This is a genomic window from Pedobacter ginsengiterrae, from assembly GCF_039537385.1.
GTDB lineage: Bacteria > Bacteroidota > Bacteroidia > Sphingobacteriales > Sphingobacteriaceae > Pedobacter > Pedobacter ginsengiterrae.
The window spans coordinates 403,943-429,194 of the sequence record NZ_BAABAK010000001.1; the positions used below are offsets into that span (position 1 = coordinate 403,943).

Genomic DNA, 25,252 nt, shown 5'->3' on the forward strand with positions numbered 1-25,252 from the left:
TTGAGTTACTGCCATTTTGATGACTGCTTTTTATCGTTTACAGATTCTTCGTTCCTCAGAATGACAATACCTAAAATTTTATTCGTTTCATCTTATTACTAACTTCTTCCTTTTTACCATCAAAAGGGAAAAGATAAAAACTGTATTTATAATTTTTTGATGGAATTTGATATTGCGGTAATGGTGCTGCAACATCACTCCAACTATCGTTGCCACCAACGCCCATTTGAATTAAATCTACATTAACCGTTAAAAACCCTGCATCTTTTAATTTGTTAGTATGTTTTGCTGCTTGCACATTTTCATCGGTATAAGAACTAGCGCTCATGCTCAGCAAACTGTCTGCAACAAAAACTAAACCTTGGTTTTTTGCAGAGTTAGAAAAGTACATCCAACGTACGTCGGTTCGATTTCCATTCTCTTGCGGAACCGCATAGTGCTCCATAAAATCGTTAATTGGTTCGCTGTAAATTGCCACATCTGCACCATAATTTTTATCGATATAATTCTCCATCGGACCTTTACCATACCAAGAAATATTATCGTTTTTGCGTAGGATACCTAGCTGCATTCCAACTTTTGGAATATTTGGTAAACCTGATTTTACCTCTAAAGCATAATTAACTCTGATAATTCCACTTGATGAAATTTGATAATTTACTTTAACCTTGGCACTATCGTTAATCAAACTATAATCGCTGGTAATTAACAATCCAGAACCATCTTTAGCATCAAATTTTCCAGCAGAGCTTGAAATGAATTTCAAGTCTTTAGCATACCATTGCTTTAATTTTTTGTTCGATTTCCAGCCACGTTTATCATTATCCGTTAACGGACGAGTAAAATTCGGCAACAGCGGAGCAAAAATTTGTTGTTCGCCTTTCCATTTATAAGAAACCAAAGCACCATTCTTTTTGCTGATGCCAATTTCGAAATTTTGACCTAAGAAAATATCTAATTCGGCATTACTTGTATATTTTGGTTGAGCAATCTTATCAACTGATTTAGCTTCTGCCAAACCTGTTAAAGCAAATTGGTTTGCTGCAACTTCGAAGCCTTTCTTTGCCCAAAGTTCATCTTTGCTCAAACAGAAATGAATATCAGCCAAATATTCAGAACCAGATTCCATTTTTGGCAAATACTTGGAAATATTTAGCAAAGTATCCTTTCCTGCAGCTAAATTAATCGCTGGTAATATTTTCTGACTAACAACCATACCATCTTTCCGTACAAATAGAGTAACCGTATAATCATTTAAGTTTTTTACCGAATGGCGATTTGTAATTTTAATTATTGCTTTCGATTTATCACTCAGCTCAATTTCTGCACCTTGATAAACACGTTTACATTCGAACATTGCGCCTTTTGGTTTACCGTCAGAATTTACAACGCCTTTAATGGTGAAATTATCGAAATACTTTTCACCAAAATCTCCGCCGTAGGCATAAAATTTATTTCCAGCACTATCTGTCTGTAAAATTCCCTGATCTTTAAATTCCCAAATCGCACCACCAATTATACGAGGCGTAGCACGAAAAACATCCCAAAAATCTTTCATATTCCCAACCGAATTACCCATCGCATGTGCATACTCGACAAAGAAAATAGGTCTATTATCACCATTCTTTTGCTCAGCTAGCATTTTCGGCGTGTAGATACTTGGATACATCCTGCTCACAATATCAATATAAGGTTGGTCTTGAGGATTTTGCAACCTGTGAGAATGGTCGTTAGCTTTTAAATAAGCTGGGTTGCTTGGATCCATATAGCCTTCTAAACGTGGATTACCCATTGCTGGTTCATAATGAACTGGCCTGGTGATATCAAAATCGTGAATCCACGCTGCCATAGCTGCATGATTCGGTCCACTACCCGATTCATTTCCTAAACTCCAGATTATAATACTTGGATGGTTTTTATCACGCATCACCATTCTACTGCTGCGTTCTAAATAGGCAGAAGTCCAGGTTGGGTCGTTGCTTAATTTACCACCCAAGCCATGTGTTTCCAGGTTCGCTTCATCAATTACTAAAATTCCAAATTCATCGCATAAATCATACAAATAAGGATCCATTGGATAATGGCTAGTGCGAATGCAGTTGAAATTAAAACGTTTTATCGTTAAAACATCTTCCAAAATATCCTCTCTATTTAATGCTTTTCCCTTTGTTGGATGATGATCAGGGCGATTAATACCATATAAATAAGTTTCTTTTCCGTTGATTAAAAGCTTTCCGTTTGTTTTAGAAAATTCGATACTACGGAAACCAACTTTGGTGCTTTTTACTTCTAAAACCTTTCCTAAACTATCTTCTAATGAAATGGTAAGCGTGTAAAGATTTGGAACTTCATCGCTCCATTTCAATGGATTTTTAACCTTCGTTTCAAGCAAACCAAATTTTACGTTATCTAATCTTGGCCAGATTTCATTTATAATGCTTTCTGCACTTCTTTCTAAAGGATTTGCAAAAACTTCCTTGCCATTTTTATCAAAAAGCGAAGCTTTAACTTTGTAGCCTTTCACTTCTTTGCCAGTCAGGTTTTCAATTCGCGGACGAATGCTTAGCGTTGCATCTTTGTAATCCTTATCCAACTTAGTTTGAACAAAGAAATCGGCGATTCTAAGTTTTGGTTCTGCTAAAAGTATAACTTCTCTGTGGATGCCACTTAAACGCCAGTGATCTTGGTCTTCAAGAAAACTACCATCCGTCCAACGCATTACCTGTACCGATAATATATTTTCTCCAGCTTGTAAATAAGGTGTAATATTAAACTCAGAAGAAAGAAAACTATCTTCGGCATAACCTAAAAACTTACCGTTTAGCCAAACTTTATAACCCGAACTTACCCCACCAAAATGCAGTGTAATGTTCATGTCTTTCCAATTTTCAGGAATAGAAAAAGTGCGTTGATAACTGCCCACTCCGTTATAATCCATAGGCGGATTTGGGGGATTAACTGGACGAAACGGATAAACGGCACTTTTATAAATTGGCTTATCATAACCTTTCATTTCCCAGTTTGAGGGCACTTCTATCTTTTTCCATCCGCTAACGCGTGATTTATAAAAATCAGTTGGCGCATCGGCAGGTTTTATCGCGAAATTGAAATCCCAATCGCCGTTTAAAGAAATCATTCTGGTTGATTTATCGCGATTGCCATTTTTTGCTTCAGCTATGCTGGTAAAGGAATAAGCCGTTGCCCGAGAGGCATCGCGATTTATTCCACTAACCAATTGGTCTTCCCAAGGTTCTTTGCTATAAATTTGAGGCGCTTTTTGAACGGCCGTTGGTGTTTTATCAACAAGCTGAGCAGACGCCGAAGTCGCTAACAGGGTTAAGCATATTAATTCTAACCGTCTAAAATACTTAAGAACATCTAAGTTTTTCGAAACTGAAAAGCTTTTGCAAAAAGATTGCTTTGTCAAACTTCCTCTCAATGACGACAATGGGAACGTCATTGCAAGGCATGAAGCAATCTTTATATAACTAGGTTTCTTCATCATTTTTCAGTATTAATTGTAATTGATGAAGAAGATAAACCGTTAGATGTGGCAGTTAATTTAATATTCCCGCTTTTTTCTGTTGATTGAAGAATAGCCAGACACAAACCGTGAAATGCTTTGCGGTAATTGGCTTTAAAAGGCTCTAAACTCGCCTGAAAACCATTATCAACGCCTGCAATAAATCCACTACCTTCGACTTTAAAATCAACTAAATTATCTGCATTAGGCACTACATTTCCATTTTCATCTAAAATTCGAACAGTAATAAAAGATAAATCTTTACCATCAGCTTTAATATTTTTTCTATCAGCGATTAATTCAATTTTTGCAGGAGCTCCAGCTGTTTTTACTTCACGTACCAAAACTTCCTTGCCATTTTTTCTGGAGATCGCTTTCAATGTTCCAGGTTCAAAATTTACATTCCAAAGCACATGTAAATCATCGTTTTGCTTAATTTTTTTACCTAAAGATTTTCCGTTTAGATAAAGTTCAACCTCATCAGCATTGTTGTAATAAGCCCAAACCTCAATCGATTTTCCTTGCTCCCAATTCCAATGTGGCAGTATGTGCAAAACAGGCTTGTTTGTCCATTCACTTTGATACATATAATAAGAATCCTTCGGGAAACCTGCTAAATCAACGATTCCGAAATACGAACTTCTGGCTGGCCAGGGATAAGGCAAAGGTTCGCCAAGGTAATCAAAACCTGTCCAAACAAATAAACCCGAAACGTGGTCGTACTTTTTGGCTGCCGCCCAGGTTTCTTCATGTGTAGAACCCCAATAAGCAGAAACGTTATCGTAAGAAGATGCAGACCATTCTTTATTGCCCTCAACAAATTTTGTTTTACCATCTCGCGGCCAGCGGCGAATGGTATCTGCTGTATCATAAAAACCTCTTGTTTGTAAGCCAGATGTAGTTTCTGTAGCCAGGAATTTCACACCAGGATAGTTTTCCTGGAAATCGGCGTATTTTTTATGGTTATAATTTAAGCCATAAATATCTAAAGCCTTAGCCTGATAAATAAAGTTTTTAGTCGAATCAGTTTCTGTTAAAGCCGAAATTACAGGACGAGAAGTATCCAAATTCTTAACAATTGAAACCAATTCTTTTGTAAGCGCAATACCTGTGCTGTCAAATTGTTCGCGAATTTCGTTTCCAATACTCCATAATATAATTGATGGATGATTTCTGTCACGAAGAACCATATCTTCTAAATCACGTTTGTGCCATTCTGGAAAGTTTAAATGATAATCATTTTTGGTTTTTTTCTTCGCCCACATATCAAAAGCCTCATCCATTACCAGGAAACCCATTCTATCACATAAATCTAAAAACTCTGGCGCAGGTGGGTTGTGTGCAGTCCGTATGGCATTCACACCCATTTCTTTCATAATTTCCAGCTGGCGTTCCATCGCTCGAACATTAACCGCAGCACCTAATGCGCCTAAATCGTGGTGTAAACAAACACCGTAAATTTTCATCGGTTTGCCATTTAAAGAAAAGCCTTTTGCCGCATCAAAGTTGAAAGAGCGAATTCCGAACTTGGTTTCGTAGGAATCGATTATTTTACCGTTTTGAAGAATCTGAGTAACCAATTTATACTGATTAGGATTTTCTACAGACCAAAGCATCGGATTTTTTAAATCGAATAGTTTGGTAGACATATCTTGTTCTTTGCCTAATTTTTTAACATTGTAAGTTAAATTGCTTACTAATTTACCGTTTGGGTCATATATTTTCTCAATCACATCAGCTGACTGAATCCTACCAGTTTCATTTATAATCTTTGTATTTATTTCAACAATAGCATGAGGATCTGGATAATGTACATCTTTTGCATTTGCTTTAACAAAATCAGCTCTTACGGATGTTCCCCATTTTGCTACAGCAATTTTAGCTGTTGAGGTTAACCAAACATTTCTATAAATACCTGAACCTGAATACCAACGGGAATCGGGCTGTGCAGAATTATCAACTTTAACGGCGATAATATTTTTTCCCGCTTTTAGATATTTACCAATCTCGTAAGAAAACGATGAATATCCATACGGCCGTTTGCCTAAATATTTTCCGTTTATCCAAACTTCGCTATTTTTGTAAACGCCATCAAATTCAACGGTTATTAACCTGCTTTGAAAATTAGCAGGTGCGATAAATTCTTTTCTATACCAACCAATTCCAGTTGGCAAACCGCCACCTTCGGGTTTTGCAGGGTTTTTCTCATCAAATTTCCCTTCAATACTCCAATCGTGTGGCAAAGTCAATTTTCTCCATTTTGAATCGGTAAATGCAGGAGATTTTGCACCAGGTTCATCGCCTAAAAAGAATTTCCAACCCATGTTAAAGCTTTTTCTGGTGCGTGGTTCGTGAGCAGTCGTCATTTCGACTGGAGCAAAGCGGAACGGAGAAATAACAACTGTTCTATCGGTTGATGTCTCACCTACCGAAAATTCGTTTGCATGGCTGGTGAGACACCAACCATTAGGAAGAAAGCTTGTTATAGAGCGAAATTCAGAAATTGTATTTACTGGAACAGTCGTCATTGCGAGGCACGAAGCAATCTTAATGCGGTTAATATTTAAACTCTTAGTTGCTAGATTACTTCGTGCCTCGCAATGACGTGGTGCAAAAAACATCACGAACACCAAAAGCATCAAACCAAACATTCTATATTTAAACTGAGGCATCTTCATTTCTAATTATTGAACAAAATTCACTTTACTTTTACCTAAATCTTTCGACGTTGCAACGGCAATACCGCGTTGATCTTGCTTGTTAACAGCGCAATAGAAGTGATAAACTACTCCTTTATATTTAAGCACAAAAGATTTATGTGCATATAATTCATCGTATTTTTCTGATGATTCAATTAGGTTTTCTCCAGTCCAATCGGTCCAGTTTACCAAGTCTTTAGAAACCGCAAAGCGATTAAAAGACCCTTTTCTATCCTGCCAAAAAGCGCCAAAATAAAACATCACATAGTTTTTACCCATTTGCTGAATCACAGCATCGCCAGTAATTCCAACTGGATGATGAACAACTGGATCTTTCTGAAAACGATTCCAATTTATCATATCATCAGAAACCGCCATGCCAATCCGCTCATACCAACGTGTTTTTTTATTATTAGTTAACGAATCGCCAACGGCATTGTAATACATCACAAATCGATGCCCTGTTAACCTCTTCTTATCTTCAATTACAGTGCTTTTGAAAAGTTTGTTGCGGTTTTCCCACCAGCGAACATCTGTATCTGAAGAACTTAAAACTGGCTTATCCAACCTTTTCCATTCCTGTACGATAGATGGGTGCTGGTTTGTAAAAGCCATCCCGATAGATAATGGTTCAACTTCGTAACCTTTCTCTTTACCGCCGAAATACGACATCCAATATTTTCCATCAAATGTTTTAGCGTGATAACTTCCGCCCCATTTCGTATCCAATAGTGCATTGTAACCCGCCTTTTGATTATCATCCCATTTACCAGATTCTTCAAAAGACATTATTTTGCCAAGGGTTTCCCAATGCAATAAATCTTTGCTTTTTGATAACCAGGTTTCGTAACCACGACCGCTAAAAATCAGGTAAGTCATGTACCAATCTTTACCTTTTCTAAAAATCGTCGGGCAATCCATTTTATAGTCTTTATCCTCAGGAACTAAAACCAAACCATATTTGTAAGGCGTTTTTACTTCCTGATAAATTTTTTCCATTTCAGTTTGGGAAACAGGATTTTTAATCTCCTGAGCAAATGCGGAAAAGCTTAATAGCGCAACAAATACGTAGATCCAAATCGCTCTCATCTATTTCACATTAAATTTATAAGTGCCCGAACCTATTGAAATTTTTGTCTTTCCCTGCTCAGACCCAATCGTTTGGAAAGCCACATTGTTTATTTCGCTAACTTTTTGATTAACCGATACAGGAAGATAAACATCCGCGGTTGTATTTGCTGGAATATTTACTTCCAATGTAAATTCTTTACCTGTTTTTTTCCATGAAGAGGAAATTTCCCCGTAAGGAGAATTGTAACTTACATCAGCCGAAGTTAAATCGCCAACTATCTCAGGTTCAATTTTAATATTTTTAAAAGCCGTAGAATTTTCTGCTTGGCGAATACCACCGATGCCGCTATAAAGCCATTCCATTAAATGCCCGAGCATAAAATGATTATTTGACACGGTTGGAAGTGCGGCCCAACTTTCGGTTAAAGCTGTTGCACCTTTGGCTATTTGCATCCCATAACCTGGAACATCCGAACGACTGTTCATATCGAAAATCACATCAGATTTCCCTGCATCTTCCAACACACGCAAAACATAACGATAACCGATATCACCAGCTGTTAAACTATTTTTTCTATCTCTGATGTCTCTTACCAAATTATCAATTACGGCAACTTTATCTTTGTCTTCAACCAAACCCATATAAACAGCCATCGCATTTGCAGCTTGAGAACCTGTAGCATACTGGTTGGTTTTGCTATCGAAAAACTTATTATTGAATGATTTTCTAACTTCAACAGCTAATTTTGAATAAGTTATAGCATCTGCTTTTTTACCTAAAAGCGTAGCCATTTTCTCCAAAATCTTTAAATCATAATAATAAATAGCAGTTCCAGTAACACCCATCGGCGTTAATTGAGAAACGCCTGGTGGTTTCGGACCTAAATCGTACCAATCGCCTAATCCTTGAGATAAAATATGATGGTCAGCTTTAGTGGCCAAATAGTTGATATAACGTTGCATCAATGGGTAATAATCTACCATTACCTGTTTATCGCCATACCACTGATACAAATACCAAGGTAATAAAATGCCGCTACTGCCCCATTCAGGCGAATCGCGAAACATATCACCACCCCACTCAAATTTTACATACTCAGGTGCAATTTCAGGAATTAATCCGTTTGGCAATTGCGAGTTTTTCATATCCTGCAAAGCTTTTTTGAAAAGCGGTGCAGCATCGTAATTATAACCAACTGAGTTACCCATTAAATGCAATTGCTCTAGCCAACCCAGTTTTTCGCGGTGCGGACAATCGGTAAAAACACTTACCATATTGCTTTTTATCGACCAATCTATCAGCTTAAAAGTTTTGTTAAATAACTCATTAGATGATGAAAATTTCCCCACTGGCTCTGCTGCATTTCTTATATGCAATGCTCTTAAATCTTCAATTACGGCTTTGCCTGATGTATTTCCTTTTCCAGTTGGAACGCCACCTTTAACTTGTAAATAGCGAAAACCTGTATAAAAGAATTTTGGTCGCCAGGTTTCTAAACCATCGCCTTTTAAAATATAACTGAAGTAAGATGGACCGCCTATATTTTTCTGTGTAACTGAACCATCTTCCTTTATTAATTCAGCTGGCGTAATTTTAATCGTATCGCCTTTTTTACCACGAACTTTTAATTCAATTATAGCCGATGAGTTTTGTCCTAAATCGTAAACCCATTCTCCATTAATTGTACTAGTAATATTTTTTGCAGAAAAATTATCGAAAATCTTAACAGGTTCTTCCTTTTGAGCATTCAATTTTGGCCCATCAACAATTAATGATGATTTCCAATTACCATCATTAAAACCTGATACATTCCATCCCTTTTGTTCGAGATTTGCGTTGTAATCTTCGCCTCCGTAAATGCTAGAAAAAGTTACAGGAGATTTATCGGTTTTCCAATTCTGATTGCTGATAACATTTTCAGATGTGCCATCAGTATATTCAACCAAAACTCTACAAATCATTTTTGGGTAACCATAAGCAACCTTTAATTTTCTGTATCTATCTTTTACTGGCGGAACGTAATAAAAGCCGTTACCAAGCATTACGCCAATGGCATTTCCGCCTTTTTTAACTTGTTTGGATATATCGTAAGTAACATACAAAGCCTCCTTATCGTACTTCGTCCAGCCAGGAGCAAGAAAATCATCTCCAACTTTCGCTCCGTTCAAACTCATTTCGAAATGCCCTAAGCCAGAAATAAAAGCTGTAGCTTTTTTAATCGTTTTCGTTACCGAAAAATCTTTACGAAACATCGGCAAAACATTATTGGCATTGAACTTATCCTTCTTACCATCCGTTGGCAGGATATTTACATTTGAATCGGCTAATTTATCAAACGCAATCCATTTAGCACCTTTCCAATCTTCAGCATTTAACAAACCCATTTGCCAAAAAGCAGTTTTGCTCCAGGCAGATTCATTTTTATAATTATCCCAAACCCGAATTTTCCAATAATAGGTTTTAGTAGATAAAAGTTTTGCACCACTATATTTTACCTGAATCGATTGAGATGAATTTACTTTTTTAGTATCCCAAACATCACCAATATGCTTATCTAAATTAGCCTGACTGCTCGAAACCAAAATCTGGTAAGCGGTTTGCATCACATTGTGTTTTGATGATTCTAATTTCCAGCTCAAGTTTGGAGCAATAAAATCTACACCGATTGGATTTACCAAATACCCACAAGTTAAACGATTTACGCTAATATCCTGACCTAAAGCATTTTTGCTTGAAAATACCAGAAACATCAATACAAATAGCACTGATAAAGCTTGTTTAAACAAGTTTCTACAGGTAACTAAGGCAGATAATTTATTATAATATATTTGGTAGAGCATAGGCTTAACTACAAAAATAATGGAATGTAACGGGTGTTTTTTATATCAAATTAACCTTGTGTTGTAATATCTTATCATCAAGTTTTATTCAAAGCTGGAACTAATTATAATCCCAGCTCTGTATATATTTTAATAGTTTGGATTTTGAACCAACTTTGGATTGTTATCTAACTCTGATGCTGGAAATGGCAAAACATAATTTTTAGTTTCAAAAATCAGTGTCGTTCCTGCTGGTGTACGTAAAGTTGGTAGCTTTATATGTGCAATATTCCAGCGTTTTAGATCATTGTAGCGCTGACCTTCAAGTGCAAACTCAATTCGTCTTTCGTGGCGAATGTAGTTTCTAAGCGCAACTTGTGTACCGTATTTTGACTGATCGGTTAATGGCATTGCAATACCAACTCGCTGCCTAACATCATTAATTGCTTTGTAAACGGTTGCATCTGGTCCACTAACTTCATTTTGAGCTTCAGCATACATTAATAATATGTCTGCGTAACGTAGATGAATATAATCCTGATCTGTAAGGGTAGCTGTTGCAGATGTAATTGGAGCTCTCGATAAATCAAGGTATTTCTCCATTAAAAATCCTGTAAAAGATTGCGTAAATCCATTCCAGATTACATTTGTAGAATTCCTCCAAATTTCGTTTGGCAATTTCATAGTTAAATCTAAACGAGGATCGCGATTTGCATAAGGATTTGCAGCACTGAATAGTGGCGATTCTGCGCTTGGTTTTCCATCGGTCATTTCATAATCATCAGCTAAATCTTTATATGGCTGAATTAAAGAAAACCACCCCAATTCAATATCCATTCCACCAGCACCAGGAGAGGTTCTTTGCGGATTTGTTGGAGCAAGATATTGGGTAGAAAACATAATTTCGGTATTAACAGCAGCAGTAGCTTGTCCGCTGGTTTTAAATAAAGCCGCATAATTGTTAGAAAGTGCAAATTTATTATCGGTCATAATTTCTTTCAAAACTGGAACTGCTTCTGCCCATTTCTGCTGCGTAATTAAAACCCTTGCCTTAATACCTTGTGCACTGCCTTTAACTGCGTGTCCATTATATTTTTCGTTAGGTAAGTTTGCGATTGCAAAGTCTAAATCTTGCTGTATAAATGCATAAACCTGCTCTTTAGTACTTTTCGGAATTTTAACTTCATCAACCGTTTTCGGATAATTAGTGTTAATTGGAACTCCACCAAAATTTTGAACCAAATCGAAATACGCTAAAGCCCTTATAAAACGAACTTCTGCTTTATAAACATTTTTCTTTGCTTCGGTAACAGGAGCGCGATCTACATTATCTAAAAAGTAATTACAAGAAGTAATCGCTCTATATGGAGATGAATAAAGATTTGGTAAAACACCTCCCAATCCAGGCGATATACTTCCTGTTGTCATTTCCAGTAAGTTTGCCTGATTGGTATTTTGATATGGGAAAGCATTATCACTCAAAGCATCTAAATACACCCTTTCGTAACCTAAAAAGTTTTGCTGCAAGCGAGAATATACACCAGATAATGCGGTTTGAACATCAGTTTCTGATGCCCAAAAAATTTCAGAAGAAACACTATTTAATGGATTTTTATCTAAAAAATCTTTTTTGCAAGATCCGAATGTTAATAATCCGAATACAGCACACCATATTATATTTTTATTTTTCATGAGATACACCTTAGAATTTAACATTTAAACCAACATTAAAAATTTTCGTTTGCGGATATTGCGCCAGATTTCCTGTAGAACTTGCTCTTTCAGGATCACCTCCTTCATACTTTGTGATGGTGAATAAATTGTCGGCAGATACATAAACATTTAAATTTTTAATTCCTATTTTAGAAATAGCACTAACTGGTACATCGAAGCCAAGCATTACATTTTTTAGGCGTAAATAAGATGCGTCTTGTAAATAATAAGTAGATGCTGCATAAGGCGCAACTCCGCTATAACCAGCAACATAAATTGCAGGCACAGTATTACTCCTGTTTTCAGGTGTCCAGGCATTTAAAAACTTAGTGGTTGGCGCTGTACCTTGTTGAAAAGGATCGACACCCCAGTTGTTTACACGATTTTTTATGCCTTCAACTCCTTGAAAAAATGCACTGAAGCTAAATCTTTTATAACCTAAATTTAGACCGAAAGAATAGTTAAAATCAGGATAAGCGCCGTCTACTACTACTCTATCGTTTGCATTTACAATTCCATCGCCATTAACATCCTTCATTTTTAAATCTCCAGCTTTTGGATTACGATTTAACTCATGTACAGGCACACTTGGATTGCCAATATCTTCAACCTGGAAAATGCCATCCCATTCATATAAATAGAAAGAAGAATAAGGTAAACCAACTTCGTTTATTGTACTACCTTTAGCTGGCGTTCTAAGTTCAATTACTTTATTTTTGGCTGTAGAAATTAATGCATTTAAGCTGTATGTAAATTCGCCAATTCTATTTTGGTGGGTTAAGGCTAATTCTACACCTTGACTCCTCATTTTTCCATCGTTAACTGTTGATGCGCCTAAACCTAAACTCAATGGAACGGTTGGTCTTGCTAAAATATCGAAGGTAGAACGCCTGAACCAATCGAAAGTAGCACCGAATAGTCCATTTTTAACGTTTAAATCAAAACCTACATCAATACTTCTGGTTGATTCCCATCTTAAACTAACATCTTTAAAATCGTTAATAACACCGCCTTGTTGTAATGCACCATTACCAAATGGATAATTTACGTTATTGATGATGATATTATCTTGGTATAAATAAGTACCGATATCCTGGTTACCAAGTGTACCGTATGAACCTCTAATTTTGAAACTACTTAACCAGCTTAATTTATCTTTCAAGAAACTTTCTTCTGAAACTAACCAGCCAGCAGAGAACGATGGAAATACACCCCATCTGTAATCAGGAGAAACTTTAGAGGTTCCGTCGTAACGTAAATTAGCTTCTAATAGATATTTACCTTTATAATCGTAATTAATTCTTCCAAATAACGATCTCATTCCCCACTCAGATGGTGCAGCCAAAGATGGTAATCTTGGATGTGTAAAATATAGAGATTCGCCCGATGCAGAATAACCTGTAAGATCTTCTAAAACTGGAGCTACCGTACTAATTCTTCTTCCTCTTAAATTTTGATTTTTATAAGATAACTGTTCAAAACCAGCTAAAGCCTTCAGGTTATGACCAGTACCTAAAGTTTTCTCGTAAGTTAAAGTCGAATAAACGGTTGGATTTAAAACTTTCGAATACTGATCGGTAACACCTAAAATATCAGGACCAAAAGAGTTTGCAACATATTCATTTGTTACTGCTGCCCTATCCTGAAGTAAATACGCCGAATATGGATGCTGATACATTTTATAATATTCATCAACATAGTTAATAGCTACCTTCGAACTCCATGTTAAGCCTTTAAATGGTTTAATATCGATGTAAGCCTGAGCGTTTACATTGTATTCCTTTGTGGTTTGCTCACCCATTGCATAAGCCTCTTGCGGATTCCTATTTCTACCTTCATTTGCATATGCTCTCGAAACAATTCTTCCACTTCCATCTGGTAAAAACGGACCATAAAGCGGACCAGCAGCGTAAACCAATAAAGCCATATTCTCACCAGTAAAAGGTGGTTCTTTACGGTCTTTATAAGTCATGTTGATAATAGTACCAACACTTATACTTTTGGTTAGATTGTTATTATAGTTTAGTAAAGCATTATAACGTTTAAATTTATATCCTTCAAAAACAGCATTTTGATCTAAGTAACCAGCTGAAATATTAAATGTGCTTTTATCACTTCCACCAGAAATAGACAGGTTATGCTGCATCACATTTGCAGGATTAATATAATAATCCATATTATCAAAATCTGGATATTGTGCCTTATCTGGCGAATTTCTGTATAAATCAATATCTGCCTGTGGATATCTGAAAGCGATACCAGAACGAGCCGCCGCAGTATTATACATTTCCATATACTGCGCAGAATTAGTAATCAAATCTGGCAATGCAGTTGGCGTATGTCGGGCAAAATTTGTGCGGTAACTAAAAACCGTTTCGCCTTTTTTACCTTTTTTGGTAGTTACTAATATTACACCGTTAGCAGCTCTAGCTCCATAGATCGCAGCAGACGATGCATCTTTTAACACCGTTACATTCTCAATGTCATCTGGCGATAAATTATTAAACGAACCTGCAACACCATCAATTAATGTTAATGGATCGGTACTACCACCATAAGTAGATCTTCCTCTGATTAAAAAATTTGGATTATCTCTTCCTGGTTCGCCCGATGGCTGCGTAACTTGAACACCTGTAATACGCCCTTGTATTAAATTAGCTGCATTCGGGGCGGGTCTTTCTGTTAAGGTTGCACCACTTACCGTTGCAACGGCACCAGTTAAGTTTATTTTCTTTTGTGTACCGTAACCCACAACAATTACTTCATCCAGGTCATTTTGCTCTTCAGCAAGTTTTACATTAATGTTATTGCGATTGTTTACTTCTACTTCTTGAATGGTAAAACCCACAAAAGAATAAACTAAAGTTACATTACCCGAAGCAGCAGAAATTGAATATTTTCCGTCGTTATCTGTCGTCGCCCCAACACTTGTCCCTTTCACCTTAACGCTCACACCAGGTAATGTTTCGCCCTTTTGCGATGTCACTGTCCCTTTAATAATAAATGTACTCGGTAATGTCTGGGCATATCCAGAAACCGCGACAAACATCATAATAGCTAAGAGTTTGGCGATTAATACATAGCGTAGCCTAAATCGGCAATAGCTTTTGCGTTTAATTGGGTTCATAATCGAATTTTAATTTGGTTAGGTTATTTTTTGATAATCCTTAGAAGATTATCTGAGTTGTGTTTAAGAAAATAGTAATGATTAGTTAGGGTTAATATTTTGTTAACATCTTATCAGATATAGGACTTACCGCACAATTTGTGCAAGGCTTAAGGCTCATACTCTTTTCCGTATATCTGATTAACTCAAATATAAATATATATTTCATATATGAATGTAACTTTTATAATGAACTTTCTATTCATATATAAATTATTTTTTTTCATCCAAATCATTAAGTTTGTTTAAATTACCTCCAATGAATAACGATACTAAATACCAGGCCCCAGCATTAGATAAGGGGTTAGATATACTTGAATATTTGTCTGCTCAGTCAGTTCCATTATCGCAAACCGAAATTGCTACAGGAATTGAAAAAACACCTAATGAAATTTATAGGATGTTGATGAGTTTAGAAAGCCGTGGTTATATTCTCCGTGATGAAGTTTCGGGTAAATACCGTTTATCACTTAAGCTTTTCTATCTTTCCCACCGTCACTCACCGATTGATGAATTAAGAAAAGCAGCACAATTTCCTTTAGAAGAGCTTGCAAATACCATTCGCCAGTCTTGTCATTTAAGTATTTTCTACATGAATCAGGTAATGGTAATTATCCATGCTAAAAGCCCTGGGCCAATTGCGCTTTCTATAGAAGAAGGAAATTTATTCCCTTTGCCTTTAACCGCATCTGGTAAGGTTTTATTGGCTTATATGCCCGAAAGTGAGCGAAGTACAGTTTTAAAAAACAACAGTATCTTCAAAAAATATGCTAAACAACAACAAGAAGATTTTTTAACTTCTTTGTCAGAAATCCAACAAACAGGCTCATATTTTAAAAATAGCGACTCGGTATCAGGCGTAACAGATATTTCTGTTCCAATCGGTGTTGCCGATAAAAACGGAATCATAGCTTGTTTAACCATTTCTATGTTAAATGCCTTAAATGCAGATAAGGCAATTGAAAACGACGTAATTTTAGAAGAAGCCTACAAATGCGTTAAAAAAATTGAACAAAGGATTGGGGTTTAACCTTAATTCCTCAAGTTTTAAATTTATTTGAAAAGCTATAGCTATGCTAATCGGTTACAGCAGTCCCGCTTTTCGTTTCAATCTTTTAATAAAACTTTTGTCATGCTGAGGCACGAAGCATCTGCAATCGATGAAACAGATGCTTCGTGCCTCAGCATGACAGCATATTCAAGGTTGCTGCTATTTTAAAAGTATTTCCACTACAATCGGGTTTGTTTTAGTTAGGTTTGGTTTTTCAAAATCCATTTCCTTTATCAAACTATCGTCATTGCGAGGTACGAAGCAATCTTACTACTAAGGTTTTCTATCTAGCGTTTTAAGATTGCTTCGTACCTCGCAATGACGGTAATAAGCTTCTAACCGCTGTACTTCACCAAATAATCCTTACCTTTTTCTATCGTAATTTCATACTTACCTTTTGAAACCTCCTTAACTTCGGTGCCTTTAACAACTGGCTTCGATTTACTTTTGATTTTAAGCGTGCCTGTTCCCACGGCCGAACTAACTTTAATTTCCTTTTTGTTCATGTAAACAGAAATATCGCCGTTTACAGTTGGTACTTTACCTTCCATCCATTCTAAACCACCTAAACTTGGTTCAATGTTGTAGGTTTCGTAGCCCGCAGTAACCGGACTCACCCCTAAATAATATTTCCCTAATAAATAAATCGGACTTGCGCCCCAGGCGTGGCAAAGGCTTTTTCCGTATGGGCGACCATACATTTCTAAATGCTCTACGCCTTTTTTATCAGGATTATATTCTTCCCAAAAGGAAGTGGCACCGAGTTTTAACATCCCACCCCAATAGCTTTTCATTTCTTTTAACACATAGGATTGCTCGCCCATTGCACATAAGGCTTCGAGTTCATAAAAGCGCATGTATGGTGTAGTAATTTTTGCGATTTTATCATTTAAAAGCACATTTTCTTTTACAGCAATCTTTTGCTCTGGCGTAAAGTAATCGAAGAAAATACCAAACATATTGGCATAACGCGTTACATTATCTGTAGGCTTATCTTGAACACGACTATGTACTAACGCCTGCTTATTTTGATTCCAATATAGTTCGAAAATCTTTGCTTTTAATGCCTTTGCTTCAACATCGTATTTAGCTGCATTTTCTGAATCATTTGCTAATTTAGCGCACAAAGCCATTGTTTCTAAACTTCTGGCGTATAATAATTGCTCAAAACTTACCTCTCCATCTTTGCTTAATTTATCGGCCCAATCAATAAAAATCCAATCGCCTGGCATCCATTCTAATAAACCATTTTTATTTTTTCTACCATCAATGTAAGTCATAAGTGATTGCATGCGGGGATAAATATCCTGTACAAATTTTTCATCGCCAGTATATTTATAGTAATCGTAAATCCCTAAAAACCAATAGAAAGAATAATCCATAATGGTATTAATATGCGCTGTTACGGGGTCTTTACCGCGTTGGGCAAGCAATGTTCTTTTAACTGTTGGTGCATCGAAAAATGAATAATAATTCATTAAATAACTTTGATAAGCATCTCCGCTCCAAACCCAACGGTCGCGTTTTATGCCATCGATAAAAAACTCACGCGTGTTTAATTGGAAAGTATATTTAGCTACATCATAAATTTTATTTAACTCTGTATCAGATGATTTGAAACTTCCACGTTCGGTAACAGGCGCATATTCGTAAAGCATTGAAATAGAATCTGCTGTAACGCCGTTGTCTGGTTGAAAATTTACATACCTGAAAGCTTTAGAGAGTGGCATGATGGAATCCTTTTTCTGCGCTAAATCTATATCCAAGAAATCTAGTGTTTCACATTTATCAATTGATAAAGCCTCTTCTTTTGATTCTCCATAGTACAGGTTTAGTTTTCCCTTACCTTTTAAGCCATGTACTTTAATGAAACCAAAAGTTTCTTTACCAAAATCGGCAACATAACCCTTGCCTGCAATTTCTTTTTTAGTAGCAAAATGTGCTACCACTGGTAATTTAAATTTTGATGGCAAAACATTAGGGTCGGTTAAATTCCAAGAACCAGCAGTTACGAAAGTTGTACCCGATTTATCCGAAACCTTGCCACTTTGATCTATCCACTCCTTATCTTCAAAAGTAGTTAACCAGGTTTCATCAGAAACTACGGTTTTACCCTGTACAAAAATGGCGGGTAGAGCTCCCTGACTATATACTTTTAAGCTCAATTTATGTTTTCCTGCAGGAATTTGAATGGTTTTTGGAAATCCCGAAATCGCCTGACCATCAATTTTTACATTGTAAGTTCCCTCTACAAAAAGCTTAACTTCTTCGGGTTGGCTAAGTGTAAATTCCTTATGGAAATCGACCAAAACATAATGACTATCCATTTTCCAAAATACTGGAAAAAACGAGCCACGTTCCGTTCTGCGATTTTGCATCACGTTGCTCATGTAAATATCAAAATCGCCGGGGTACCAAATCCATGATGCTTTTTGAGCAAAAATCGGATATGTTAAACAAGTAAAAATTGAGAGTAAAAGTATTTTTTTTAAGTTTTTCATAATGTTATTTAATCTAAATCTTTGAACTTGAAGTGAGCTAGATTCAAGGATTTCTCTATTACGCTGCGCTTCAATCGAAATGACGACTTATCTTGTTACTTAGTTTATTTAATGTCCGTTAAAGAAAATATAAAGCGCAACCATAACCACAGCAAGTGCGATCCACGAAATCCAGACTGCTTTATCGGGTTTTTCAATGTTAGATTGATGTTCCTCATTTATAGTGTAAATACTTGGGGTTCTATCTAATAAAGAAATCAGCATAGCGATGACCAATAATCCTGCAAAAATGAAAAAAGAAAGCATCAAATAATGTGGCCAAAATGGATACTTATCTGGAGGTAGAATCCATAAATAAGTTACGCCAACACCCAAACTTAAGATTGAACCGATTGAAAGTGTAAAGTTTACAGCCTTCCTTGTTGTTCTTTTCCAGAAAACAGTAAGTAAAAACACAACAGAAAGTGGCGGAGCAATAAAGCCTAAAACCGATTGAAAAACATCAAACAAATTCAAACCTTTGATATTATCGATAGCCAAAACGACAATTACTGCAAAGATGCAACCTGCTACAACTGCCCATCTTCCAATATTAATAATCTGTTTATTACTGGCTTGCGGATTAATTTTCTTTACATAAATATCCATCGTAAAAACGGTACTCAATGAGTTTAAAGATGAACCAATTGTACCTACCAAGACAGCAATGAGCACCACGATAACCAAGCCGTTCATTCCAGGGGGAAATAAATTGGTAACCATAGTCATATAAGCCTCATTTGGGTCTTTCAGGTTTGGAAAGAGCACGTAACAAAGTATTCCCGTCCCGATAAAAAGCGGCAAGGAAAGAATTTTTAACCAACCAATAAAGCTCACGCCTAGCTGACCTTGCTTTAAATTTTTAGCGCCCAAAACCGACTGAACCATAGATTGGTCTGTACAGAAAAATGCGACTGCAGCAACTGGATAACCTAGTAGAATTGCATACCATGGATATTTCGGGTCGCTTGCTGGCTGAATTAAATTCCAAAAATGATGCGGTGTTTTTGCATATAGAGCCGAAATTCCTCCAACCTTATTTAACCCCAAGAGCATCAGCGAAAGCGAAACCGCAATCAGTAAAATCATCTGAAAAACATTCACTTTGGCAATGGCTTTTAAGCCACCGAAAAAGGTAAATAGACCAGCGAAAGCGACTAAAACTGTAACCGATTGCCACATTGGGATTCCTAAAATCTGCCGGACCAAAAAGCCTCCAGCAAATAAGCCAAGAGATAGCCAGGATATTAAAATCTTTACCAATGCATACCAGGCTAATATATTCTGGGTCGAATCGCCATAACGATTCCCCATAAACTCTGGCATGGTACTTACTTTTGCAGCTAGATACTTCGGTGCGAAAACTATCGCCAACAAAAACAAAAATATAAAAGCATACCAATCGAAATTTACAGCAACAATGCCTGTACTGTAACCAATACTAGCAAATGCAAGGAGCATAGATGGACCAACATTGGTACCCCACATATTAAAGCCAATGCTCGACCAGTTCAGGGATTTATTCGCTAAGAATAAGGTTTCATCTTCTCCTTTCTTCTTAGAGAAACTGGCTCGATACCCGATTATAATCAATATAACAAGGTAAGCGACGACTATAAAGTAATCTAAATTAGTTAAACGTTCTACAATGTTTCCCATTGATTTATTTGGTTAGTTTGGTTTAAGTTTTGCCCCGGAAACACAGAATTCACGGAGCTGTTTTTTATGCGCCCCGTCATTGCGAGGTAAAAAGCAATCGTACAATTATGTGTATGAATAGCACACCTATTAAGATTGCTTGGTACCTCGCAATGACGACCGTTTTAATTAATTATTAATTCAAATTTATTCCGTGTTGTTAATGTTTCCGTGGCAAAAAAATAAAATTCTATTGCCTCGATGCGTGTCCTTACTGACCGAAATTACAATCCTATTGATTCCCTTGTAATGTTATTGGCTTTCAAAATCTCATCAATTTTTACTGGCAAACCTATCTCCATTGATTTATCCATAGCTTGCAACAGTGCAACCGTTCCGATTCCCTCTTTTAAATCTGGATAAGCTGTAAATTTATTATTGATGCTATCTGCAAAATAATCAAGGTAGTTTTGGTATTCGCCTGCATGATGGCTTTGGCCTTCGAAACGGAAATAATGTTTCAAGGTTGAATCGCCCCAGGTAATAATTTTTTCTTCGCCCGTTTTGGTGGTAACAGAATAACGTAATTCGTGATAATCGGCCTGACTAGCGCCTTCTGTTCCACGTAGAATGCAACTCATTCCACTATCGCGACTTGCAGGCTGCGTAGGTCCTGTGTATGCTCCACTTACTCTCGCAATTCTGCCGTCTTTCGCTTTGAAAATAAAGTGCATGGTATCAACATTTTTTATCCCAGCTTTTAAACCGTTACTACTTAACATGCCATAACCCATTACTTCTTCAATATCGGGCATATACCAGCGGATAAAATCTACAGGATGGCTTAAACCGCCATAAAGCCATTTGAAGGATTGTTTTAGAGACCAACCTTTTTCTAAAAACCAGCGATGGTCTGCATGGTAGTGACTTTCTATTGTAATCAATTCGCCAATTAAACCTTTATCAAAATCCTTTTTTTGTCGCATCGCTGGCTCAAAAAAGCGTGAACTTTGACCGACAAAAATTTTCTTCCTTGATTTCTTTGCCAGTTCCAATAACTCATTTGCCTGAGCCAAATCATCAATAAAAGGTTTAGTACAAACCACATGTTTTCCATGTTGCAAAGCCAATTTGATATGCTCGAAATGCAAGTGATCTGGTGTATAAATCGCAATCATATCGATTTTATCACTAGTTAACATATCTTCATAACTGGTTGTCCAATTTTGGAAATCAAATTCCAAAGCACGTTCTTCACAAAGCTTTTTATTGGCATCGCAAATTTGAATGAGCTTAAATTTTTTGCTCGCCAATGATGCAGAAATTGTACTTCTGCCCTCTCCTAAACCTAAAATCCCTAATCTTAACATGATATTATTTTTTATTTCTTAAGTCGTCATTGCGAGGTACGAAGCAATCTTAATTCGCAAAGAATACGATAATTGTAGGATTGCTTCGTGCCTCGTAATCACGAGTGTTTTACTTTATTTTATTGGTTTAAAAAACACCCAAACCTCATCAGGTTTTGTACCTTCAATACCTTCCTGGTATTTTTTCATTATTGCATTCCATTCATCTACCTTAGGATTATTCAAGGTAGTTCTTGGATTCAAATCATCTAATTTCTTTCCTTTCGGAATACTGATAATCAACATCAATTGCCTATCCTTTTTAAAAATCGCTAATCGCTGAAATTCAGCATTACAGAACCCTTTTGATATTTCCGGCCACTTTTCAAACTGAGTTTTGTGATAATCCAGATACTCTTTTTGCATCTTTTCATCCTCAACCAAATTAGCAGATAAAATAATGTTATCCCATTCCGCTACAGGTTTGTTTCCACAGTTTTTTTCTCTGTTGAAATCATAAAACAAGTTATCATAAAGCTTTATTTCTTGCGCATTCAAGCGTTTCAAAGTTTGCTGTAAACTCTCTACTTTTAAGCTAGAAGTATAAATAACTAACCGATTATTCCATTTGTAAATAGAACTTGCTTGCAGATTGTTCTCTTTTGCAAAGTTTTCCAAATCTTTATTTCCTGGCAGATTATCATTTTTGAAAATCAGTTCAAAAACTACCGATTTATCTTCCGCTTGATTTATTCCACGATTTGAATAAACAGATTTCTCTTTTAACAAAAATTGAAAAGGTTTTTCCAAACCTGCCTGTTGCTTAATCCTTTCAGAAACTTTTGGTCCATTGTTTTCCCATAAATTATTTGGTCCGTTGGCATTTTGAAGATACTTTTCGCTTGGTGTCCAATTATTTTTTATGGTGAAATACGATGAACCTTCATCCGTATATAGATAAAACCAGTGCTCAGGAAGATGCGCATAAGGCGCTTTGTAAATACTATCGATTACGTTTTCTGTGATAAAAGATTCTGGCTGCGCCGATAAAGTATAAATCCCTGCAACATCGTACATATGTTTTCCGTAGTGATGGATTTTGTTAGCGCTTATTGTATTATCTTTCATCGCATTTTGGGTTTTAGTCCAACCCCAACCCATGCTAATGCCTGAATAAGAAACATCGCTAATTTCGTTATGCAAAATTTTAATGCCTCTTACATAACCTGCGCCAATACCAACTGCACCCCAATCTTCATTGGTTACATCAGTAATTAAATTATTTTCGATTCTATCGTTTGTAGAAATTTCTCGCTTATCTGATGGATTGTAAGGCAAATGCACTTCAGTTGCTTCATCGGAAAATGTTCCAATCAAAATTGCCGATCCTCCAACATCTTTGAATAAATTACCCTGAATCAAATTATCAGATGTTCCTTTTTTGTAGTCTAACCCTGTCGAAGCCAAGTGTTCAAATCGACAATTTTCAAACGAAGTATGATTTGCGTAAGTAACTTCAACTGCTGATGCTGGTCGGCCAACCCAGGCCTGATTTTCCAAAGCAGCCTTGTCAGGCGTTCCTGCGGTTTTGAGTTTATAAGCATCGAGCATATACATACCTGCCTGATGCGGCACATGACCATGTTTTGATGGCCTTAACCAGGTAGAATGCTCAAAAGAAATTCCTTTAAAGTTTACAAAAGAAACAGGATTGTCAACCGTTCCCTCAATTTTCAAAAGATTTTCAATGGCCGGCGCTATAACTTCTGCATTCAGCATATTTTCTGATGATTTTGGCCAATAATAGAGTTTGTGATTTTTCAAATCTCCGAACCATTCTCCTGGCTCGTTTAAAAATTGGATGGCATTGAAAAGGTAAAACGCAGAATTTCCCGTTTGATCAGAAATCCATGGTGCAGGCCAGGGATGTTCGGATTGAATGCGGCTTTCTGGTTGCATGAAAGAAAGTTCTGCTTCTTTTCCTACTACTTTTACAGATTTTACCCTCAAATTAGCAATTGCCCACCACTGATGAATAAGCATTTCCATGCCTTTAACATTGGCTAAATTAATACCTTTTTGGATTGGAATTTTACAGGTTTCAGTTTCTTTATTCCAGGATAAAATCCTTCCCATTGCATCGCCATTGTAATTTTTTGCCCGAATGGCTTTATTTCCATTTACCCAAAGCTGTCTGAATTGCAAATCACTTCCATCAAAGTTTGGAACATCTGTTACCCAAACTTTTCCTATGGATTCTTTTGGCAAACCAACAACATTTCCGCTTAGCTTTTTCCAGCCTTTGATTTTCACGCCACCACTCAAAACAACTTTTTCATTCGCAATAATTTCGGTAGGACTATCCTTCGTTCCCGAATCTTCAGGGCGAAGAACTACAGGTTCATGAAGTTGGTAAATGCCCTTACCCATAATAATCTTGACTCCATTTTTTATCGAAGAATCATTTAAACGCCTTAATTCGCGGGCTTTTCTAATCGCAGCATGAAGTGTTGCTAGTGGTTTTTCTTTGGTGCCTAAGTTTGTATCTATGCCTTTTAAGGATACGTAAATATCTACAGCACTTGCTTTGAAGGATAATAAAAATAAAAGAATTGCAATGAAAAATGGTTTGTACCTATTGGTTCGTGAGGACACGAACCAAGGCAAGCGCACAAAGTCTCGGTAAGCATACCCAAAGCCATGGTACGTGTCCTCACGTAACATTAAGTTACAAAAGCCATAAATTATGTTGAAACAGATTTTTAGCCTATCCATAAATTATTTCGGTTGAAAAATCGATTTTAGGCAATTCGTATTGGCACTAAAATTATATTTTACGTTTGTTGGCTGACTTGCATCTCTACTTCTTTCCACCACTAACCAACCTTTCCAACCGATATTATCCAGGGTTTCTTTCACTTTTTTCAAATCAATTTTCGGGTCGTTTTGCAGCCAAACGCCATCTTCATTAGTTGCATGAATTTGAATAATATTCTTCTTGCCCAAAATCCTAAGCTCCTGATGTAAATCTCTTCCATTTTTAATTGCATTGGAGAAATTGAAATAGCTTTTCACATATTTGGAGCCTACATCTTTCAATAACTTAAGTTCGCCTGTCGCATCTAAAGATGTTTCAATTCCAATCACAATACCCGCTATTGAAGCCAATCTTCCAGCTATTTTCAACCTGTCAACAATAGGTCCGCGTAGCTCTGGGTTTTTAACTAAATCGCCCTGAACACCAAGCGGAAGAAACACCACTTTAACGTTCATTGCCTTCGCTGTATCCAAACAATCCTGAATCATTTTTTGATAAGTTGGTCGAGTAGCGAATGATTGCGCATAAAAGCCAGTCATTGCCAATGAGCAAATCTCCAAATTCAATTCTTTTGCTTTATCTAAATATTCTTGTCTAACTTTTGGGTCGGCCAGTTTATTATCAAAAGTTTCTCTGTTTCCCAAACCTCCCATATCAATTTCCAATCCGTCGGCACCAATTTCTTTCGCCAGCGGCAACGCACTAATTTTCTGACGTTTTAAAATCATCAAATCAATTACCGCAACTTTGTATGTGTTCTTTTTCTCGGCTGCAAATAGCAATTGATCAGGAATCATTAATGCCCCAGTTAATAAAGCAACATGACCAATAAAAGCCCTTCTATTCTGGGGTTTGTTCATCATT

Annotated in this window: 12 protein-coding genes; 1 reads left to right on the forward strand and 11 read right to left on the reverse strand. The window is 36.6% G+C overall.

All coding sequences use genetic code 11. The features are described 5' to 3' along the window. Window positions 1-70: 70 nt before the first annotated feature. From ABD692_RS01585 to ABD692_RS01610, 6 genes are all read right to left on the reverse strand, one after another. Window positions 71-3,505 (reverse strand): glycoside hydrolase family 2 TIM barrel-domain containing protein, encoded by a 3,435-nt coding sequence (locus ABD692_RS01585; RefSeq protein WP_344764387.1) that lies wholly within the window; start codon window positions 3,503-3,505, stop codon window positions 71-73. Beyond that, entirely contained in the window at window positions 3,502-6,201 is a 2,700-nt protein-coding gene (galB, locus tag ABD692_RS01590; RefSeq protein WP_344764389.1) for a beta-galactosidase GalB, read from the reverse strand. Before galB ends, ABD692_RS01585 begins: the two co-directional genes overlap by 4 nt. 6 nt (window positions 6,202-6,207) lie before the next feature. After that, on the reverse strand, window positions 6,208-7,311 hold the full coding sequence (locus ABD692_RS01595) for a glycosylase (RefSeq protein ID WP_344764390.1): 1,104 nt from the start codon (window positions 7,309-7,311) through the stop codon (window positions 6,208-6,210). After that, window positions 7,312-10,134, reverse strand: a complete 2,823-nt coding sequence (locus tag ABD692_RS01600) for a family 78 glycoside hydrolase catalytic domain (RefSeq protein WP_344764392.1) — start codon at window positions 10,132-10,134, stop codon at window positions 7,312-7,314. A 129-nt stretch (window positions 10,135-10,263) separates the two neighbouring features. Then, window positions 10,264-11,805 carry a RagB/SusD family nutrient uptake outer membrane protein gene (locus ABD692_RS01605; RefSeq protein ID WP_344764393.1) on the reverse strand — a complete coding sequence of 514 codons (1,542 nt, stop codon included), beginning with the start codon at window positions 11,803-11,805 and terminating at the stop codon, window positions 10,264-10,266. A 10-nt stretch (window positions 11,806-11,815) separates the two neighbouring features. Then, window positions 11,816-14,953, reverse strand: a complete 3,138-nt coding sequence (locus tag ABD692_RS01610; protein ID WP_344764395.1) for a SusC/RagA family TonB-linked outer membrane protein — start codon at window positions 14,951-14,953, stop codon at window positions 11,816-11,818. A 298-nt stretch (window positions 14,954-15,251) separates the two neighbouring features. On the opposite strand from ABD692_RS01610, the gene ABD692_RS01615 reads away from it, so the two are divergent. Then, window positions 15,252-16,022 (forward strand): IclR family transcriptional regulator, encoded by a 771-nt coding sequence (locus ABD692_RS01615; RefSeq protein ID WP_316758152.1) that lies wholly within the window; start codon window positions 15,252-15,254, stop codon window positions 16,020-16,022. A gap of 356 nt (window positions 16,023-16,378) precedes the next feature. On the opposite strand, the gene ABD692_RS01620 is transcribed toward ABD692_RS01615, so the two are convergent. The 5 genes from ABD692_RS01620 to ABD692_RS01640 form a co-directional block, all read right to left on the reverse strand. After that, the gene (locus tag ABD692_RS01620) at window positions 16,379-18,544 is read right to left on the reverse strand and encodes an alpha-L-rhamnosidase-related protein (protein WP_344764397.1); all 2,166 of its coding nucleotides are present in this window, start codon (window positions 18,542-18,544) and stop codon (window positions 16,379-16,381) included. Window positions 18,545-18,652: 108 nt separating this feature from the next. Beyond that, on the reverse strand, window positions 18,653-20,242 hold the full coding sequence (locus ABD692_RS01625) for a sodium:solute symporter family transporter (protein WP_344764399.1): 1,590 nt from the start codon (window positions 20,240-20,242) through the stop codon (window positions 18,653-18,655). A gap of 263 nt (window positions 20,243-20,505) precedes the next feature. Continuing rightward, a complete protein-coding gene (locus ABD692_RS01630; RefSeq protein WP_316758146.1) occupies window positions 20,506-21,591 on the reverse strand; it encodes a Gfo/Idh/MocA family protein in 1,086 nt (361 codons plus the stop codon). Window positions 21,592-21,705: 114 nt separating this feature from the next. Further along, on the reverse strand, window positions 21,706-24,345 hold the full coding sequence (locus tag ABD692_RS01635) for an L-rhamnose mutarotase (protein WP_344764401.1): 2,640 nt from the start codon (window positions 24,343-24,345) through the stop codon (window positions 21,706-21,708). 3 nt (window positions 24,346-24,348) lie between these two features. After that, window positions 24,349-25,251 carry a sugar phosphate isomerase/epimerase family protein gene (locus tag ABD692_RS01640; protein WP_344764403.1) on the reverse strand — a complete coding sequence of 301 codons (903 nt, stop codon included), beginning with the start codon at window positions 25,249-25,251 and terminating at the stop codon, window positions 24,349-24,351. Window position 25,252 lies beyond the last annotated feature (1 nt).

What these genes read in the sequence shown, in the direction of transcription:
- ABD692_RS01585 (WP_344764387.1), bottom strand. Translation starts at nt 3,505, where the DNA reads ATGATGAAGAAACCTAGTTATATAAAGATTGCTTCATGCCTTGCAATG.
- galB (WP_344764389.1), bottom strand. Translation starts at nt 6,201, where the DNA reads ATGAAGATGCCTCAGTTTAAATATAGAATGTTTGGTTTGATGCTTTTG.
- ABD692_RS01595 (WP_344764390.1), bottom strand. Translation starts at nt 7,311, where the DNA reads ATGAGAGCGATTTGGATCTACGTATTTGTTGCGCTATTAAGCTTTTCC.
- ABD692_RS01600 (WP_344764392.1), bottom strand. Translation starts at nt 10,134, where the DNA reads ATGCTCTACCAAATATATTATAATAAATTATCTGCCTTAGTTACCTGT.
- ABD692_RS01605 (WP_344764393.1), bottom strand. Translation starts at nt 11,805, where the DNA reads ATGAAAAATAAAAATATAATATGGTGTGCTGTATTCGGATTATTAACA.
- ABD692_RS01610 (WP_344764395.1), bottom strand. Translation starts at nt 14,953, where the DNA reads ATGAACCCAATTAAACGCAAAAGCTATTGCCGATTTAGGCTACGCTAT.
- ABD692_RS01615 (WP_316758152.1), top strand. Translation starts at nt 15,252, where the DNA reads ATGAATAACGATACTAAATACCAGGCCCCAGCATTAGATAAGGGGTTA.
- ABD692_RS01620 (WP_344764397.1), bottom strand. Translation starts at nt 18,544, where the DNA reads ATGAAAAACTTAAAAAAAATACTTTTACTCTCAATTTTTACTTGTTTA.
- ABD692_RS01625 (WP_344764399.1), bottom strand. Translation starts at nt 20,242, where the DNA reads ATGGGAAACATTGTAGAACGTTTAACTAATTTAGATTACTTTATAGTC.
- ABD692_RS01630 (WP_316758146.1), bottom strand. Translation starts at nt 21,591, where the DNA reads ATGTTAAGATTAGGGATTTTAGGTTTAGGAGAGGGCAGAAGTACAATT.
- ABD692_RS01635 (WP_344764401.1), bottom strand. Translation starts at nt 24,345, where the DNA reads ATGGATAGGCTAAAAATCTGTTTCAACATAATTTATGGCTTTTGTAAC.
- ABD692_RS01640 (WP_344764403.1), bottom strand. Translation starts at nt 25,251, where the DNA reads ATGATGAACAAACCCCAGAATAGAAGGGCTTTTATTGGTCATGTTGCT.